The sequence below is a fragment of the Acuticoccus mangrovi genome (assembly GCF_016411865.1).
GTDB lineage: Bacteria > Pseudomonadota > Alphaproteobacteria > Rhizobiales > Amorphaceae > Acuticoccus > Acuticoccus mangrovi.
The window spans coordinates 42,221-59,672 of sequence record NZ_JAEKJA010000009.1 but is presented as its reverse complement, the minus strand read 5'-3'; the positions used below and the strand labels follow the sequence as shown (position 1 = coordinate 59,672).

The 17,452-nt window shown below is 68.5% G+C and carries 16 protein-coding genes; 4 read left to right on the top strand and 12 right to left on the bottom strand.

The window, feature by feature from the left end; translation table 11 throughout:
* Positions 1-57 precede the first annotated feature (57 nt).
* The 3 genes from JCR33_RS12135 (at position 58) to glnT (ending at position 3,253) form a co-directional block, all read left to right on the top strand.
* Positions 58-843 (top strand): 3-deoxy-manno-octulosonate cytidylyltransferase, encoded by a 786-nt coding sequence (locus JCR33_RS12135; RefSeq protein ID WP_198882352.1) that lies wholly within the window; start codon positions 58-60, stop codon positions 841-843.
* 248 nt (positions 844-1,091) lie between these two features.
* Complete coding sequence (locus JCR33_RS12130) at positions 1,092-1,694, top strand: TetR/AcrR family transcriptional regulator (protein WP_198882351.1); 603 nt, start codon at positions 1,092-1,094, stop codon at positions 1,692-1,694.
* A 143-nt stretch (positions 1,695-1,837) separates the two neighbouring features.
* Positions 1,838-3,253, top strand: coding sequence for a type III glutamate--ammonia ligase (glnT, locus tag JCR33_RS12125; protein ID WP_198882350.1), 1,416 nt, complete (start codon positions 1,838-1,840; stop codon positions 3,251-3,253).
* A gap of 2 nt (positions 3,254-3,255) precedes the next feature.
* On the opposite strand, the gene JCR33_RS12120 is transcribed toward glnT, so the two are convergent.
* The 11 genes from JCR33_RS12120 to hutI all read right to left on the bottom strand — a co-directional run bounded on the left by JCR33_RS12120 (position 3,256) and on the right by hutI (position 14,674).
* On the bottom strand, positions 3,256-4,266 hold the full coding sequence (locus JCR33_RS12120) for a D-2-hydroxyacid dehydrogenase (protein ID WP_198882349.1): 1,011 nt from the start codon (positions 4,264-4,266) through the stop codon (positions 3,256-3,258).
* A gap of 25 nt (positions 4,267-4,291) precedes the next feature.
* Positions 4,292-4,684 carry a RidA family protein gene (locus JCR33_RS12115; RefSeq protein WP_198882348.1) on the bottom strand — a complete coding sequence of 131 codons (393 nt, stop codon included), beginning with the start codon at positions 4,682-4,684 and terminating at the stop codon, positions 4,292-4,294.
* Between the two features lie 49 nt (positions 4,685-4,733).
* Positions 4,734-5,534, bottom strand: a complete 801-nt coding sequence (locus tag JCR33_RS12110) for a substrate-binding periplasmic protein (protein ID WP_198882347.1) — start codon at positions 5,532-5,534, stop codon at positions 4,734-4,736.
* 35 nt (positions 5,535-5,569) lie between these two features.
* On the bottom strand, positions 5,570-6,355 hold the full coding sequence (locus tag JCR33_RS12105) for an amino acid ABC transporter ATP-binding protein (RefSeq protein WP_198882346.1): 786 nt from the start codon (positions 6,353-6,355) through the stop codon (positions 5,570-5,572).
* Positions 6,352-7,014, bottom strand: a complete 663-nt coding sequence (locus tag JCR33_RS12100) for an amino acid ABC transporter permease (protein ID WP_198882345.1) — start codon at positions 7,012-7,014, stop codon at positions 6,352-6,354. Before JCR33_RS12100 ends, JCR33_RS12105 begins: the two co-directional genes overlap by 4 nt.
* The gene (locus tag JCR33_RS12095; protein ID WP_198882344.1) at positions 7,011-8,156 is read right to left on the bottom strand and encodes an aromatic ring-hydroxylating oxygenase subunit alpha; all 1,146 of its coding nucleotides are present in this window, start codon (positions 8,154-8,156) and stop codon (positions 7,011-7,013) included. The genes JCR33_RS12100 and JCR33_RS12095 overlap by 4 nt, the downstream gene beginning before the upstream one ends.
* A gap of 172 nt (positions 8,157-8,328) precedes the next feature.
* A complete protein-coding gene (gene hutC / locus JCR33_RS12090) occupies positions 8,329-9,045 on the bottom strand; it encodes a histidine utilization repressor (protein ID WP_198882343.1) in 717 nt (238 codons plus the stop codon).
* A gap of 105 nt (positions 9,046-9,150) precedes the next feature.
* Positions 9,151-10,095, bottom strand: coding sequence for a hydroxymethylglutaryl-CoA lyase (locus tag JCR33_RS12085; protein WP_198882342.1), 945 nt, complete (start codon positions 10,093-10,095; stop codon positions 9,151-9,153).
* Positions 10,096-10,191: 96 nt separating this feature from the next.
* The gene (gene hutU / locus JCR33_RS12080; protein WP_198882341.1) at positions 10,192-11,865 is read right to left on the bottom strand and encodes a urocanate hydratase; all 1,674 of its coding nucleotides are present in this window, start codon (positions 11,863-11,865) and stop codon (positions 10,192-10,194) included.
* A 48-nt stretch (positions 11,866-11,913) separates the two neighbouring features.
* On the bottom strand, positions 11,914-13,446 hold the full coding sequence (gene hutH, locus JCR33_RS12075; protein WP_198882340.1) for a histidine ammonia-lyase: 1,533 nt from the start codon (positions 13,444-13,446) through the stop codon (positions 11,914-11,916).
* Positions 13,447-13,456: 10 nt separating this feature from the next.
* On the bottom strand, positions 13,457-14,674 hold the full coding sequence (hutI, locus tag JCR33_RS12070) for an imidazolonepropionase (RefSeq protein ID WP_198882339.1): 1,218 nt from the start codon (positions 14,672-14,674) through the stop codon (positions 13,457-13,459).
* Between the two features lie 111 nt (positions 14,675-14,785).
* On the opposite strand from hutI, the gene JCR33_RS12065 reads away from it, so the two are divergent.
* Positions 14,786-16,138: a formimidoylglutamate deiminase gene (locus tag JCR33_RS12065; protein WP_198882338.1), complete on the top strand. Its 1,353-nt coding sequence runs from the start codon at positions 14,786-14,788 to the stop codon at positions 16,136-16,138.
* A 25-nt stretch (positions 16,139-16,163) separates the two neighbouring features.
* Here JCR33_RS12065 and JCR33_RS12060 read toward each other — a convergent pair whose 3' ends face one another.
* The gene (locus JCR33_RS12060; RefSeq protein WP_198882337.1) at positions 16,164-17,450 is read right to left on the bottom strand and encodes a cytosine deaminase; all 1,287 of its coding nucleotides are present in this window, start codon (positions 17,448-17,450) and stop codon (positions 16,164-16,166) included.
* Between the last annotated feature and the right edge of the window lie 2 nt (positions 17,451-17,452).

Below are 17,452 nucleotides of genomic sequence, written 5' to 3'. Positions count from 1 at the left end.
CCATCCTTCCCGCCAGCCGGCCGCCCTCGGGCGGCGGCGCACACAGACAAGGTTCCCGTGGGCGTTATCATCGTCATCCCGGCCCGCTACGAGTCCCGCCGCTTTCCCGGCAAGCCGCTCGTGGAGTTGAAAGGCGCCTCCGGCAAGGCGCGGACGCTGCTGCAGCGCACCTACGACGTCGGCGTGCAGGTCGGCGGCGTCGACGACGTGATCGTCGCCACCGACGACGAGCGCATCGCCGACCACGCCCGCGCCTTCGGCGGCAAGGTGGTGATGACGTCGCGCGAGTGCCGCAACGGCACCGAGCGCTGCGCGGAGGTGCTTGCGAAGCTCCCCGCCGCGCCCGACCTCCTCGTGAACCTCCAGGGCGACGCGCCCCTCACCCCGCCCCATTTCGTGACGGCGCTGATCGACGAGATCGGCGACATGGCGGTGGCGACCCCGGTGCTGCGGTGCGACGAGGAGACCATCGGGCGCTTCCGCGAGGATCGCGCCAACGGCACTGTCGGCGGCACCACCGCGGTGATGGCGAACGACATGCGCGCGCTCTACTTCTCCAAGGAAGTGATCCCCTATTCCGACAAGGCGGCCGCCGATCTGCCGCCGATCTACCACCACGTCGGCCTCTACGCCTACACGGCGGCCGCGATCGGCCGCTACACCAGCTTCGACGTCGGCACGCTGGAGACCCACGAGGGCCTGGAGCAGCTGCGTTTCCTCGAAAACGGCATTCCCGTGCGCTGCGTCGAGGTGAAGGACGACAACCAGCTCTTCTGGGAGGTCAACAACCCGATCGACGTGGAGCGCGTCGAGCAGGCGCTCGCCAAGCGCGGCATCGAGTAGGCCGCGTCGAAGACCCGTTGCGGGGCGGCACGCCGCCCCTTTGTGCGCGCCGGCGGCGCAACTTGCCTTTGCAAGGGGTGCTGGTCCAAATGAGTGCGGCAAGCGGGGCGGACCATCCGGCTCGCCCCCTGCCCCCGGCGAAGCGTCCGGGCACCCTTTTTCGCGGCGCGGACATGAGTAGGCGAGTGAGCGCAATTCCCTCATCCGAGAAACGCACCCGGTCGCGCGCGGCACGCGGCGGCGAGGCGATGAGCGCCAAGCGGGCCGAAATGCTCATGAACGTCGCCTTCGATCTGTTCGCCCAGCGCAACTTCGCCTCGGTGACGATCAAGGACATCGCCAACGCCGCCGGCGTCAACACCGCGCTGATCTACTACTACTTCAGCAACAAGGAAGGCCTCTTCCGCGCCACGCTCGAGAGCGCCATCGACCAAATCTTCAAGGACTTCGAAACCCTCGAGGCGAATGCGACGAACCCACCGATCGTCATCGACGAGTGGCTGACCATTCACCTCGACTACTTCGAGCGGGTTCAGAAGTTCGTCAAGATCTGCCTCGACTACAAAGGCGCGGCGGAGACCGATCCCGTGATCGACGCGTCGATCGAGTCCTTCTACGACAAGGAGCGCCAGCTCCTCGCCGACGCGGTCCGCGACGGGATCGCGGCCGGCCTCTTCCGCGAGGTCGATCCCAACGAGCTCGCCGACCACATCTCCACCCACCTCGACGGCATCATGGTGCGGGCCGTCATCCTTCCGGGCTACGATCTCAAGGCCGGGATCGGCGGCTTCCGCAACGTGATCTGGCAGCTTCTGGGACACACCCCGGAGGAGCGCGACGCCACCCAATAGCAGGAGACGACGGAGAGAATGGCCGCCGTCGCGAGCACTAATTGACTAATTAATTAATATGGCCCACGCTTCGCTCGCTCGGATGATCGCGGCGTCTCGCGCCCGATCTTGCCCATCCTTGCGAGCCAAACGCGGAGCCGTTCATGAGCGCACTCGACGTCACCACCGCCGACCCCTCCCTGCCCCATCAGGTGGCCGACACCAAGTCGGCGCTGGCGAAGGCTGGCGTGAAATATTGCCTGCCGTTCTATGTCGACGTGCACGGCGTGCCGAAGACCAAGTCGGTGCCGCTCTCCCACTTCGGGCGCATGATGTCGGGCTCGGAGCTCTTCACCGGCGCCGCCCTCGACGGCCTCGGCCAGGGCCCGCAGGACGACGAGCTCGCCCTTCACCCCGACCCGTCCCACGTGGTGCAGCTGCCCTGGCGCCCGGAAGTGGCGCTGATCCCGGGCGAGCTGCGCTATCACGGCGAGCCGTGGCCGATGTGCTCGCGCACCATCTTGCAGCAGCAGATGAAGCGGGCCGCCGACATGGGGCTCGTGTTCAATCTCGGGATCGAGTGCGAGGTTTACATCGTACGGCGCGACCCGGCCGCGCTCAACGGCATCGCCCCCAACCACGCTGCCGACGATATGGCCCGTGCCGCCTACGACCTGTCCTCGACCCTCCTCAACTACGAGTTCCTCGACGAGGTGGTCGGCCACATGAACGCGATGGGCTGGGACGTCTACTCGTTCGACCACGAGGACGCCAACGGCCAGTTCGAGTTCGACTTCGCTTACGCCGACGCCGTGACCATGGCGGACCGCTTCGTGATCTGGCGGCTGATGATGAAGGAGATCGCCCGCAAATATGGCTGGGAGGCGACCATGATGCCGAAGCCCTACGCCGATCGGACCGGCAGCGGGGCGCACTTCAACATGTCCCTCGCCGACATCGAGAGCGGCCGCAACGTGTCGGGCGACGCCGCCGATCCGCGCGGCTGCGGCCTCTCCAAGCGTGCCTACCAGTTCATCGCCGGGGTGAAGCGGCACGCGCCGGCGATCGTCGCCACCACCTGCCCCACGGTGAATTCCTACAAGCGCCTCATCAAGACGGGCTCGATGACGGGCTACACCTGGGCGCCGATCTTCGTTTCCTACGGCGGCAACAACCGCACCCACATGTTGCGCGTGCCGATGCTGTCGCAGGCCTCGAAGTCCACCTCGGGCGCGCGCTGGGAGTGCCGCGCGGTCGACACCTCGCTGAACCCCTACCTCGCCGCCGCCATGATGCTCGCCGCGGGTCTCGACGGCATCGAGCAGGATCTCGACCCCGGCGATCCGATCCCGGTCAACATGTACGAGCTCGACGACGCCGCACTCGATACGCTCGGCGTGACGCTGCTGCCGCGCACCCTTCTTGAATCCATCGAGGCTTTCGAGCGCGATCCGCTCGGGCGCGCCGTGATGGGCGACGCCCTCTTCGCCTCCTACGTCGAGCTCAAGAAGAAGGAATGGTGGGACTATCACAACCAGGTCTCGGCCTGGGAGGTCGAGACCTATCTGACGAAGTTCTGAGGTCAGTATTGGAGGGCGAGGTCCACCTCGTTCTCCAGCGCCCGCCCTGCGGCGACGTTGGCGAGGTTGCGCATCAACAGGTCGAGGGTGCGGGGGGTGTAGGCGTCGGCGTCGTCGGAGGAGGAATGCGGCGTGATGATGAGGTTCGGCGCCGTCCACAGGCTCGAGGAGGCCGGCAGCGGCTCCGGGTCGAACACGTCGAGGACGGCGCTCGCCTCGCCGCGGCGCAGCTTCGCCTCGAGCGCGGCATAGTCCACCAGCCCGGCGCGGCTGTAGTTCACGAGACCCGCGCCCTCCTTCATGAGATCGAGCTCGGCGGCGCCGAGGAGATGGTGCGAGGCCTCGGTGTGCGGCGCCGTCATCAGGATCACGTCGGCCCGCGGCACCAGGGCGGGGATCGCGTCGGGCGTGTGCATCTCGTCGATATGCTCACGCGGGGCGCCCGTGCGCCGCACGCCGATCACGTGCATGCCGAACGCCTTCGCGAGGCCCGCCACCGACCCCCCTACCGATCCGACGCCGATGATCAGCAGGGTCTTGCCCTCGATGGCGGTGTTGAAGAGCTGCTGCCAGCGGCCGGCCCGTTGGTTCGTCACCATCTCGGGCACGCGATTGTTGATCATCAGCACGGCCATCATGGCGTACTCGGCGGCGCGGCTGCCGTGGACGCCGCGGCTGTTGATGAGGCTCACCCCGGCGGGCAGCCAGTCGAACGGCCGCAAATGGCTCACCCCGGCGCCGTGCACGTGGACGAACTTCAGGCGCGGGGCGCGGCTTGCCATATTCTCGCGCGGCACGTCCCAGCAGAACAGCGCGTCGGCGTCGGCAAGGCCCGCCTCCAGCGCCTCGTCGGTCCGACTGAAGCTCGCCGAAAGGCGGGCGGCGATCTCCGGATGACGCTCCAGCGCCTCCGCCCACCGCCGTTCGCTCACCTCGAAGACGGGGCCGAGCCCCTCGCGGTTGTGGACGTGCACGCGAACGGGGCGCGTGGGCGCGGACTCGCTGGTTGTCATGGATCGACTCTCGGGTTGGATCGGCTTAGCCGAGGCTGGCGATGGCTTCGATCTCCACCAGCATCTCCGGCTCCGCAAGGTGGGCCTGCACGGTGGTGCGGGCGGGCGGATCGGTGGGAAAGGCGCGGGCGAACTCGTCGTTCATCGCCTGAAAGTGAGCCATGTCCTTGAGGTACACGTTGCACTTCAGGACATCGTCGAACGTCGCCCCGGCCTCCTTCAGGACCGCTTCCACATTGCGCAGCGTCTGGCGGGTCTGGGCGGTGATGTCGCCGAGCCCGACCAGCGCGCCGTCGGGTCCCCACGCCACCTGACCGGCGGTAAGGATCAGCCGGCCATCGGTGGCGCCCGGCGAATAGGGGTAGGTGGGGCGAGGCTGGAAATCGAGCGAGGCGGGGCGGAGGGTCTTGCGCGGCATCGATAGGGTCCTCCGGGGAGGCGGGCCGGCCCTGCCGGCCCGCGGATGGTCATTTGGCGATGGTGCCCTTCCAGGGCGCATCGTACTTGTTGGCGAGCTCTTCGAGGAGGCCCGAGGCCTTCAGCTTGCCGAGCGCCGTATCGACGAAGAATTTCAGGCCGATGTCGTTGCGGTTCATCGCCCAGGCCACCTGGTTCACGTCGAAGATGTTGCCGCCCAGCGCCTCGGCGAGACCGGGCTGGGTCTTGAGCGCGTGGTCGGCGGCGGCCGAGGCGCTGATCGCGATCATCGCGCGGCCCGTCACCACCTCCAGGAGCGCCCCCTCCTCCGTCGGCACCACGCGCAGCTGCGCCTTGGGGGCGACCTTCTGCACCCAGGCCATCTGGCCGGTGCCCTGCGCCACGGCGACCATCACGTCGGAGCTGTCGAGGTCGGCGACGCTCGTGAACCGGTCGTCCCCCTCCTTGGTCACCGCCTTGTAGCCGAGATCGTAGATCGGATCCGAGAAGAGCACCGCCGTCGCCCGCGGGATGGTGGCGTAGGTGGTGGCGATCGACAGATCGATCTGACCGGACTGAAGCGCGCCGATGAAGCTCTGCCAGGTGTACTCCTGGAACTCGCACGTCACTTTGATCTCCTCGCAGACGTGCTCGATCGCCTCCACGAACACGCCCGTATAGTCGCTGCCGGTCGGGTCCTTGATGATGTCGACGTCGAACGGCACCACGCCGATGTGGAAGCTCTTCGACTGCACGATGTCCTCGATGTCCCGCGCCATGGCGGTCGCGGGCACCATCGCGGCCGCGAGAGCGGCGGCCACGGCGATCTTCACGGGGGTCGGCAAGGTCATGGGCAGGTCTCCTTCTCCGGGTTGGACGGACGTCCTCAGGCGGGATCGCCGGCAAGGTCGTGGTCGATGAGAGACAGGAAGGCGCGGGTGCGCGCCTCGCGGGGATGGTCGAAGAGCTGCGCGGGCGGCCCCTCTTCGGCGATCACGCCGCCATCCATGAAGATCACCCGGTCGGCGACCTTCTTGGCGAACTCCATCTCGTGGGTGACGACGAGCATCGTCATCCCCTCCTCCGCGAGCTGGCGCATCACCCCGAGCACCTCGTTGACGAGCTCGGGGTCGAGCGAGGAGGTCGCCTCGTCGAACAGCATCACGCGGGGCTGCATCGCGAGGGCGCGGGCGATGGCGACGCGCTGCTGCTGGCCACCGGAGAGGCGCGGCGGGTAGGCGTCGGCCTTGTCGGCGACCCCCACCTTGGCGAGGTTCTCCATCGCGAGCGCCCGCGCCGCCTCCCGGTCCATGCGCTTCACCACGGTGAGCGGCTCCATCACGTTGCGCAGCGCCGACATGTGCGGCCACAGATTGAAGTGCTGGAAGACCATGCCGACCTTGCCCTGCACCTTGCGCAGCGCCGCGCCGCGCACCGGCACGACCTTGCCACCCCGCTCGCGCCGGCCGAGCAGCTCGCCGTCCACCCGAATGGCGCCGCCGAAGTGGTCCTCGAGATAGGCGACGCAGCGCAGCAGCGTGCTCTTGCCCGATCCCGACGGGCCGATGACGCACAGCACCTCGCCGGCGGCAACGTCGAACGTCACGCCCTTCAGCACCTTGAGATCGCCGTAGTCGAGCGTGAGGTCGCGGACGGAGAGGGCCAGGGTCATCGCTTGGCGAGCCTCAGCTCGACCCGCCGGGCCACGAAGGCGACCGGATAGATGATGATGAAATACACCACCGCGAGTGCCGAATAGAGCTCCAGCGGGCGGAAGGTGTTCATGATAGCGTTGTTGATCGAGTGCATCAGCTCATAGACCCCGATGACGGAGGCGAGCGAGGACAATTTGACGATGTCGGCGATCATGTTGACGAGCGGCGGCAGGATGCGGCGGAACGCCTGCGGCAGGATGATCCGCGCCATCGTCTGCGCGTAACTGAAGCCGAGGATGCGGGCGGCATCGGTCTGCCCCCGGTCGATGGAGGCGATCCCGGCGCGGATGATCTCCGCGAAATAGGCGGAGAAGTGGATCGACAGGCTGATCGCCGCCGCCCAGAAGGCGGTGAAGCTCGCCCCCGTCAGCACCGGCAGACAGTAGAAGATCCAGAAGATCTGCACGAGCAGCGGCGTGTTGCGCAGGAACTCCACGTAGGCCGAAGCAAGGAGGGCCACCGGCTTGGGCGCGCTCTGGCGCGCCAGCGCCACGAAGAGGCCGATGAGGATCGCGAACACCGCCCCCACGATGCTGAGGGCCACCGTGGTCTGCGCTCCGTACACATAGACGAAGCGGTAGTCCCAGATGATCCCGAAGTTCCAGTTGTAGCTCACGCGCGCGGATCGTCGGCGAGCACACGGTCGAGCACCCAATTGCCGATGGCGTGCACGATCGGTTCGTGAATGGAGAAGCGCCCCGGGCCGCCGAGGCGCGAGTTGAGCCCCACCTGCTGCTCCTCGGAGATGCCGTTGTCCTCGCCGAGCGACTTCTCCCAGCGCCGGTTGTAGCGGGGGAGCACGGCGGCGAAGTCGTCGCGGGCGGCGGTGTCCTTCGGGAAGCACACGCCGTGGATCACCTTGCAGCGCCCCGGCCCTTCGGGAAGGGCCTGGAGCCACCACATGCAGTCGAGCGTGCTGGCAAAGAAGGTGTTCGGATAGAGCACCGTGAAGTAGGTGCCGACGGCGGGGCGCCCCTTCAGCGAGGGGATCGTCGGGAACGGGGTGGTGTCGCCGGGAAGGACGGCGATGGTCGCCTCGGCCGGCATGAAGATCGCGTCCCAGTCGCCCACCGCCTCCTCGCGTACGGTCTTCTGGGTGCCGATGGATTTCCGATGCACCGTCGCGGTGTGGTAGTCCTCCATCGCGTTCTCGATGTAGATCTTCCAGTTGCAGGCGAGGTCGTATTCGGTGCGCTGGACGCAGACCATGTCCTCGAACCTATAGGAGGCGAAGACCTCAGGCAGGTTGCCGAGCTGATCGGCGAGCGGCGCCGGGTCCGGATCGAGACTGACGAACACGAAGCCCGCCCAGATGTCGATGGCGACGGGGATGAGGCCGTACCGGCTGCGGTCGAAGCCTTCGGTCTCCTCCATGCCGGGCGCGCCGCGCAGCGCCCCGTCGAGCCCGTAGGTCCAGCTGTGATAGGGGCAGCTGATCGCCCGCTTCTGGCCCATGCCGCAGAGCAGGCGAGCGCCGCGGTGGCGGCAGGTGTTGGCGAAGGCGCGGATGGCGCCCTCGGCGTCGCGCACCACGAAGAGCGGCTCGCCGCACACGTCGACGGTCATGTAGGCGCCGGGTTCGGCGATCTCGTCCACGCGGCCGACGAAGTTCCACATGCGGCGGAAGATCGTGTCGACCTCGCTCTCGAAGAAGCTGTCGGAGGTGTAGCACCAGGGGGGCAGAGTTTCGGCCTGCAGGAGCGGCAGGCGAACGCGCGCATAGAGCGCCGGATCGAGCAGGCTTTGTCCCTCAGCCATGGGATCTCCTATCGGTCCAACAGAACCCTTCGGTCCCGCAAACGCGCAAAGCCTACCGACGAATTAGACGAGTGACAAGATTAATTAATTGATCAATTAGTACGCATCATGCCATATAGATCAGCAGGCGGATTGCGTGCGAATTGGCGGCGATCGCCCCTCCCCGCGCCGCTCAGGAGGTCGGGTCGTTCGGCTGGAAGTAGCCGGTGAACTGATAGCGGTCGCCCGGATGCGTGATCTCGACGGAGGTCACCATCCGCCCCCCCTGCCAGGTCTGGCGGGTCAACAGGAGGCAAGGCGCACCCTTTTGCATCTGCAGCGCGCGCGCGCTGGCGGCGTCCGCCGGAACCGCCTTGATCACGTGCTTCGCCGCCGACCACGGCACCTGCTCCAGGAGCCAGCTCCCCGGCGACTTCGTCGCGAACGTCTCGGACCGCGCCGCCGGCACCGCATCGAGCATGATGAGGCGCTTCTCGAGCGCGTGGGGCTCGCCGTCGACGAAGTGGAGGCACGTCACCCGGCGCACCTCCGCCTCGTCCGCAACGCCGACTTGGGCGGCCTCGTCGGCGTCGAGCCGGTCGACCCTGCTGGAGGTGATCTCGTAGGAATAGTCGTGCCCGGCGAGCTCGGCCGCGGCGCCGATGTCCTGGATCTGCATCACCGTGCGGTCGATCTGCGGCTGCGCCACGAACGATCCGGCCCGCCGCTTGCGCACGATCATGCCGCGGCCCGCGAGCGCGCTCAGCGCCTTGTTCACGGTCATGCGCGAGCAGCCATACTCCTCCTCCAGCTCGTACTCGTAGGGGATGCGCTGCCCGGGCTGCCACCGGCCGTCCATGATCCGGGCTTCGATGTCCTCGAAGATGCGCTGGTGGATCGGCTTCGACATTCGCTCTCCCCTCGTGCCGCGCGGCGTCGGCACCTGCCCCCCGCTGAGCCACCCGGCGCGAGACTCACCTCACCCGTATCTATAGACGATGCGCGCGCCCGACCCTCACGCCGCGCCCGGATGGACATGGCCGGCGCGGAACACCTTGCCCGGCAGCGGCCGGCCGACCTTCTCCTCGGCAAAACGCGCCGCCTCGGTCAGCCGGTCGAGATCGAGCCCGGTCGCCAGACCCATCTCGGCGCAGAGGAAGGCGAAGTCCTCGGTGGCGATGTTGCCGGCGGCCCCCTTGAGACCGGCGAACGGGCAGCCGCCGAGGCCGCCGATCGAGGCATCGAACCGGTCGACGCCCATCTCGAGCCCGGCGAGCGCGTTGGCGATGCCGCAGCCGCGGGTGTCGTGGAGGTGCAGCTTGATCTTGAGATCCGGCCACCTGTCGCGAACCGCGCCGATCACCCGCTGGACGTAGAGCGGGTTCGCCCACCCCGTGGTGTCCGCCAGATCGGCCTCGGCGAGGCGGAAGCCGTGCTCGTCGAGCAGCGCGATCACGCGGCCGATGAGCTCGACGGTGCGCGTCTCGGGCACATAGCCCTCATAGGTGCATCCGAACGTCGTCATGATGCTGAGCGAGACGTCCCGGAGCCCCTCCTCGGCATAGATCGCCAGCCACTCCGGCATCGCCGCCAGCGTCTCCTCGACGGAGCGGCCGACATTCTTGCGGCTGAACGTGTCGCTCGCCGCCATGGAGAGCTTGGCGGTGAGGTCGACGCCCGTCGCGACGGCACGCTCCAGCCCGCGCCGGTTGAGCCACAGCGCCCGATAGGCGACGCCCGGCCGCCGCGGCAGCGCGGCGAACACCTCCTCGGTGTTCGCCATCTGCGGCACCCGGGCCGGGTTGACGAACGAGCCGACCTCGATCTCGGTGAGGCCCGCGTCGGCGAGGTGCTCGACCAGCGCCACCTTGTCGGCCGTCGCGAGGTGGCGCGCCTCCATCTGGAGCCCGTCGCGCGGTCCGACCTCCATGATGTGAACGTGGGTTGGCAAGTCGGACATGGGGCCTCTCATCGTCGTCGAACCGCCGCCAACGCGGCGCTATTGAAGATCTATCATCCCCGTCGAGATGTCCGCATCCGGCATTGTCGCGGGGCCTCAGTTGCCGAGGATGCCCGGGAGCCGCAGCCCCTTCTCCTTGGCGCATTCGATGGCGATGTCGTAGCCGGCATCGGCGTGGCGCATGACGCCCGTCGCCGGGTCGTTCCACAGGACGCGGGCGAGGCGCCGGTCGGCGTCTTCGGAGCCGTCGCAGCAGATCACCATGCCGGAGTGCTGCGAATACCCCATCCCGACGCCGCCGCCGTGGTGCAGCGACACCCAGGTCGCCCCCGAGGCGGTGTTGAGGAGCGCGTTCAGAAGCGGCCAGTCGGACACCGCGTCCGAGCCGTCCTTCATCGCCTCGGTCTCGCGGTTGGGGGACGCGACGGAACCGGAATCCAGGTGATCGCGGCCGATCACGATGGGCGCCTTCAGTTCGCCATTGCGCACCATCTCGTTGAAGGCGAGCCCCAGCCGGTGCCGCTCCCCGAGCCCCACCCAGCAGATCCGCGCCGGCAGGCCCTGGAACGCGATGCGCTCCTTCGCCATGTCGAGCCAGGTGTGAAGGTGCGCGTCGTCCGGGATCAGCTCCTTCACCTTCTGGTCGGTCTTATAGATGTCTTCGGGGTCGCCCGACAGCGCGGCCCAACGGAACGGGCCGACGCCCCGGCAGAACAGCGGGCGGATATAGGCCGGCACGAAGCCCGGAAAGGCGAAGGCGTTCTCGAGGCCCTCATCCTTCGCCACCTGGCGGATGTTGTTGCCGTAGTCGAGGGTCGGCACGCCCATCTCCCAGAAGTCGACCATCGCCTTCACGTGCACCTTCATGGAGGCGCGGGCGGCGGCCTCGACGGCCTTCGGGTCGCTCTCCTGCTTGGCGCGCCACTCGGCGACGCTCCAGCCGAGCGGCAGATAGCCGTGGATCGGGTCGTGGGCCGACGTCTGGTCGGTGACGATGTCGGGCTTCACCCCGCGCGCGACGAGCTCGGGAAACACCTCCGCCGCGTTGCCGATGAGGCCGACGGACTTCGCCTCCCCCGCCTTCGTCCACTGGTCGATGAGGGCGAGCGCCTCGTCGAGGGTGTGGGCCTTGGCGTCGACGTAGCGGGTTCTGAGGCGGAAATCGACGCGGGTCTCGTCGCATTCCACGGCAAGGCAGCACGCCCCCGCCATCACCGCGGCGAGCGGCTGAGCGCCGCCCATCCCGCCGAGACCGCCCGTCAGGATCCACTTGCCGGTGAGATCGCCGCCGAAATGCTGGCGCCCCGCCTCGGCAAAGGTCTCATAGGTGCCCTGCACGATGCCCTGGGTGCCGATATAGATCCAGGAGCCGGCCGTCATCTGGCCGTACATGGCGAGCCCCTTCTTATCGAGCTCGTTGAAGTGGTCCCAGGTCGCCCAGTGCGGCACCAGGTTCGAGTTGGCGATCAGAACGCGCGGGGCGTCCTTGTGGGTCTTGAAAACACCCACCGGCTTGCCGGACTGGACGAGCAGCGTCTCGTCCTCTTCCAGCGTCTTCAGCGTGGCGGCGATCTTGTCGAAATCGTCCCAGGTGCGCGCCGCCCGGCCGATGCCGCCATAGACGACGAGATCGTGCGGCCGCTCGGCCACCTCGGCGTCGAGGTTGTTCATCAGCATGCGCAGCGGCGCCTCGGTCACCCAGCTCTTGGCGTTGAGCGTCGTTCCGCGCGGGGCCCGCACGTCTCGCATGTTGTGACGCGGATCGGCCATCGTCTGTCGTCTCCCGACTGCAAAAGGGCGGCTATCGCCCGTTGAATCTCACGCCTCGAGGCGCACGAGAAGGTCGCCCGACACGGCGCCCGCCAGCGTCCCGTCGGCGACGAGACCGGCGGCCGCTTCGAGATCGGGCGCCATGTAGCGGTCGACGTCGAGGCGGGTGATGCGCGCCCGCACGGCGGCGATCGCCTTCGTCAGCTCGGGGCTCGTGGCGAGGGGGCCGCGGAACTCGATGCCGCGGGCGGCCGTCAGCGCCTCGATGCCGATGATGGCGGCGAGGTTGTCGGTCATCACCAGAAGGCGGCGGGCGCCGTGGCAGGCCATCGACACGTGGTCTTCCTGGTTCGCCGAGGTGGGCGTCGAGTCCACCGAGGCCGGGTGCGCCATCTGCTTGTTCTCGCTCATCAGGGCGGCGGAGGTGACTTCGGCGATCATCAGACCCGAATTCAGCCCCGGCGCCTTGGCGAGGAACGCCGGCAGCCCGTAGGAGAGGGCCGGATCCACCAGCAGCGCGATGCGGCGCTGGGCGATGGCGCCGATCTCGCACACGGCGATGGCGATCTGGTCGGCGGCGAAGGCCACCGGCTCGGCGTGGAAATTGCCGCCGGAGACGACGCTGCCGTCGTCGAGCACCAGCGGGTTGTCGGTGACGGCGTTGGCCTCGATCTCCAGCGTACGGGCGGCCATTCGGAGGAGATCGAGGCACGCCCCGTCCACCTGGGGCTGGCAGCGGATGCAGTAGGGGTCCTGCACGCGCTCGTCCCCCTCGCGGTGGCTTTCGCGGATTTCCGAGCCCGAGAGGAGCCCGCGCAAGGCTTTCGCCGTGTCGATCTGGCCGGCGTGGCCGCGCAGGGTGTGGATGCCTTCGACGAAGGGGGCGGAAGAGCCCATGGCCGCATCCGTCGACATCGCGCCGGTGATGAGCGCCGTCTGAGCCGCGCGGTGGGCGCGGAAGAGCCCCGCGAGCGCCAGCGCCGTCGACACCTGCGTGCCGTTGATGAGGGCGAGCCCCTCCTTTGCCGAGAGCACCACCGGGACGAGCCCGGCGCGGGCGAGCGCCTCGGCGCCCGCCATCCGCTCGCCGGCATAGAAGGCCTCCGCCTCCCCCATCATCACGGCGGCCATGTGGGCGAGCGGGGCGAGATCGCCCGACGCGCCCACCGACCCCTTTTCGGGGATCACCGGGGTGACGCCTTTTGCGAGCATCCCCTCGATCAGCCGCACCAGCTCGAGCCGCACGCCCGACGCCCCCCGGCCGAGCGAGATCAGCTTCAGCACCATCACGAGGCGCACGATCTCTTCCGCCAACGGCGCGCCGACGCCGCAGCAGTGGGAGAGGATCAGGTTGCGCTGGAGGGTGGCGGTGTCGGCGGCGTCGATCTTGATGGAGGCGAGCTTGCCGAAGCCGGTGTTGACGCCATAGACGGGCGCCTCACCGGCCGCGATGGCGGCGATGGTCTCGGCGGCGCGGACGATCCCGGCGTCGAAGGACGGGTCGAGCCGCGCGGGCGCCTTCGTCCGGTAGATCGTCGCAAGGTCTTCGAGCGGGACCGCGCCGGGGGTGAGGGTGATCATCGAAAAATCCTCAGAACGCGCCGCCATAGACGCGGGCGTGAAGCGGGTTGAAGCCGATGCGGTAGACGAGCTCGGCGGGGTCATCGATGTCCCACAGGCAGAAATCGGCGCGCTTGCCGGCCTCGAGCGTCCCGATGTCGGCAAGGCGGCCGAGGGCGCGCGCCCCCTCGCGGGTGATGCCGGCAATGCACTCCTCCACCGTCAGCCCGAAAAAGGTGGCGGCCATGTTCATGGTGAGGAGGAGCGAGGTCAGCGGCGAGGTGCCGGGGTTGTTGTCGGTGGCAAGCGCGATGGCGGTGCCGTGGGCGCGCAGCGCCTCCACGGGCGGCTTCTTGGTCTCGCGGATGAAGTAGAAGGCGCCCGGCAGGATCACCGCGACGGTGCCGGCGTCCGCCATCGCCTTGGCGCCCGCCTCGTCGAGATATTCGAGGTGGTCGGCCGACAGCGCCCCATAGCGCGCCGCGAGCGCCCCGCCGTGAAGGTTCGAAAGCTGGTCGGCGTGGAGTTTGACGGGAAGCCCCAGCGCGACGGCGGCGTCGAACACCTTGGCGATCTCATCGGGCGAAAAGGCGATGCCTTCGCAAAACCCGTCCACCGCGTCGACGAGACCCTCCTCGGCCGCCGCCGACAGCCCCGGCAGCACCACGTCGGCGATGAACTCGCCGTTGCGGCCCTTGTAGTCGGCCGGCACCGCGTGGGCGCCGAGATAGGAGGTGGTGATGGCGACGGCGCGCTCGGTCCCGAGGCGGCGGGCGGCGCGCAGCATCTTCACCTCGTCGGCGACCGACAGGCCGTAGCCGGATTTCACCTCCACCGTGGTGGCGCCCTCGGCGATCAGCGCGTCGAGGCGCGGCAGGGTCTCGGTGACGAGCTCGTCCTCGCTCGCCTCGCGCACGTTGGTGACGGAGGAGACGATGCCGCCCCCCGCCCGCGCGATCTCCTCGTAGGAGGCGCCGGCGAGGCGCATCTGGAACTCGCGCGCCCGGTTGCCGGCGTGGACGAGATGGGTGTGGCAGTCGACGAGGCCGGGGGTGACCCAGCGCCCGCCAGCGTCGATCGTTTCGGCGCCATCGGCGATGTCGGCGGGGAGATCGTCGCGGGAGCCGGCAAAGAGGATGCGGTCGCCGCGCACCGCGAGCGCACCCTGTTCCACCACGCCGAGCCCCGCCTTTTCGGGGTCAAGCGTCGCGAGCCGCGCGTTGGTCCAGATCCGATCGCCTTTCGCCATCATCCACTCCCCGTCGGACATCGGCCCAGTTGTGTACTTTGCATTTATGTATATACTTATATGGACACAAAGCAAGTCTAAAGTCGCCACCCGCTCGCAAGGAAGACTACGATGACCGCGATCCACGCCGAGACCGCCCTGTTGCCGTCGGGCCTTGCCCACGACGTCCGCGTCACCTTTGCCAGCGCGATGATCGAGACGGTGGAGGTCGGCGTGGCGGCGCAGGCGGGCGACGAGATCGCGCCCTGCCTCCTGCCGGCAATCGCCAACCTCCACAGCCACGCCTTCCAGCGCGCGATGGCCGGGCTCGCCGAGACGCGCGGCCCCGCGGACGACAATTTCTGGAGCTGGCGCAAGGAGATGTACCGCTTCGGCCTGACCATGGGGCCCGAGCACGCCGAGGCGGTGGCGGCGCAGCTCTATATGGAAATGCTCGAAGCGGGCTTCTGCCGCGTCGGCGAGTTCCACTATCTCCACCACGACACCACCGGCGCGCCCTACGCCAACCCTGCCGAGATGGCCGAGCGCATCGTCGCGGCGAGCTGCGAGGCGGGCATCGGCCTCACGCTGTTGCCGGTCTTCTACGCCCACGCCGATTTCGGCGGCGCGCCGCCCCTCGACGGGCAGCGCCGCTTCATCCACGATCTCGACGCCTATGCGAGGCTGATGGAGCGGGCGGCCGCGCTCGTCGCCGCCCTCCCCGGCGGCGTCCTCGGGATCGCGCCGCACAGCCTGCGCGCCGTCACCCCGGACGAGCTCACCGCGATCCTGCCGCTCGCGCGCGGCGGTCCGATCCACATCCACGTGTCGGAGCAGACGGCGGAGGTCGACGCCTGCCTCGCCTGGTCCGGGGCGCGGCCGGTGGAGTGGCTTCTCGATCATGCGCCCGTCGACGAGCGCTGGTGCCTGATCCACGCCACCCACATGACCGAGGCCGAATGCACGGCGATGGCGAAGAGCGGGGCGACCGCCGGCCTATGCCCGCTGACCGAGGCCAATCTCGGCGACGGCATCTTCCCCGCCCTCGCCTTCCTCGAAGAGGGCGGGCGCTTCGGCGTGGGCTCGGACTCCAACATCCAGATCTCGCTCGCCGGCGAGCTGCGCCAGCTGGAGTACGCCCAACGCCTCGCCCACCGCTCGCGCAACGCGATCGCTCGGCCCGGCGGCTCGACCGGCCTCCACCTCCTTGAGGAAGCGCTCGCGGGCGGCGGCCGCGCGCTCGGCGCGCCCCACGGCATCGCCGTCGCCCACCCCGCCGACCTCGTCACCCTCGACATGTCGGCGGTCGACTGGCTTCCCCGGGCGAAGACGCTCGACCACTTCGTGTTCGCCGAGGGGATCGGCATCGACGGCGTCTGGGTCGGCGGTGCGAAGCGCGTCGCCGACGGCCGTCACGTGCACCGCGACCAGATCGCGGCCCGCTTCCAGCAGGCGATGCGCGACCTCCTCGCCAACGGCGACTGAGCCCCGCCGGGGTGGCGGGATCCCCTCAGTGGGCGGGACGGCCGACGGCGGCGATCTCCACGGGATCGCCGAACGAAAGGCTCGTCACCGTCGGCGCGTTCTGCGCGATTACCTTGCCGGTACGAATGACGGCGAGCCGCGGCAGGCGCAGCCGAATGGCTTCGATGGTGTCCGCCGCCTGGTGGATCACGAAGTCCGCCCGGCACCCGTCTTCGAGCCCGTAGCTTTCGAGCCCCATGATCTCGGCCGCCGCCCCGCTCACGCAGTCGAACACCACGGGCATCTCGGTGCGGCTCGACATGTGCGAGGCGTGCACCGCCATGAAGGCGACGTCGAGCATGTCGCCCCGGCCCAGCGGATACCAGGGGTCGAGCACGCTGTCGTGCCCCATGGCGACACGGCAGCCGGCGGCGATCAGCTCGGGAATGCGCGTCAGCCCGCGCCGCTTGGGGTAGGTGTCGAAGCGCCCCTGCAGGAACATGTTGGCGAGCGGGTTCGACGCCACGTGGATCCCCGCCTTCGCCATCATCACGATCAGCCGGTTGGCGTAGAAATTGTCCATCGAGTGCATCGAGGTGAGGTGCGAGCCCGTCACCTTGCCGCGAAGACCGAGGCGGGTCGTCTCATAGGTCAGGGTTTCGATGAGGCGGGAGTTGGGGTCGTCGTTCTCGTCGCAGTGGAGGTCGACCATCAGGCCGCGCTCGGTGGCGATCTTCGTCAGAACGCGGATCGATTCCTGCCCCAACTCGTAGGTGGGTTCGAGGTGGGGGATGCCGCCCACGACTTCCACGCCCATGTCGAGGGCGCGGGTCATGTTGTCCGCCATCTCGGGCTTAGAGAAGTAGCCCATCTGCGGGAAGGCGACCATCTGGATGTCGATGAGGTCGGCCACCTCCCGCTTCACCTCCGACAGCACCTCCACCGCGAGGAGATCGTCGGGCGTGACGTCGACATGGGTGCGGATCGCGCCCATCCCTTGGGCGATGGCGAGGCCGCAATAGTCGAGGGCGCGGCGCTTGAAGTCGTCGGCGGACAGCAGCGGCCGGATCTCGCCCCAGAGGCGGATGCCTTCGGCGAGGGTGCCGGACTCGTTGTATTTGCCCCCGGTGCCCAGCGCCAAAGTGGCGTCGAGGTGGAAGTGCGCGTCGACGAGCGGCGGGGAGACGAGGTTACCGCCGGCGTCGATGGTCGTCTCCGCGGGAGTGTCGAGGGGGCCTTCGACGATCGCCTCGATCTGCCCGTTGAGGACGGCGATCGTCATACCGGTACGCCCGTCGGGCAGCGTGGCGTTGGTGATGAGAAGATCGAGCATGG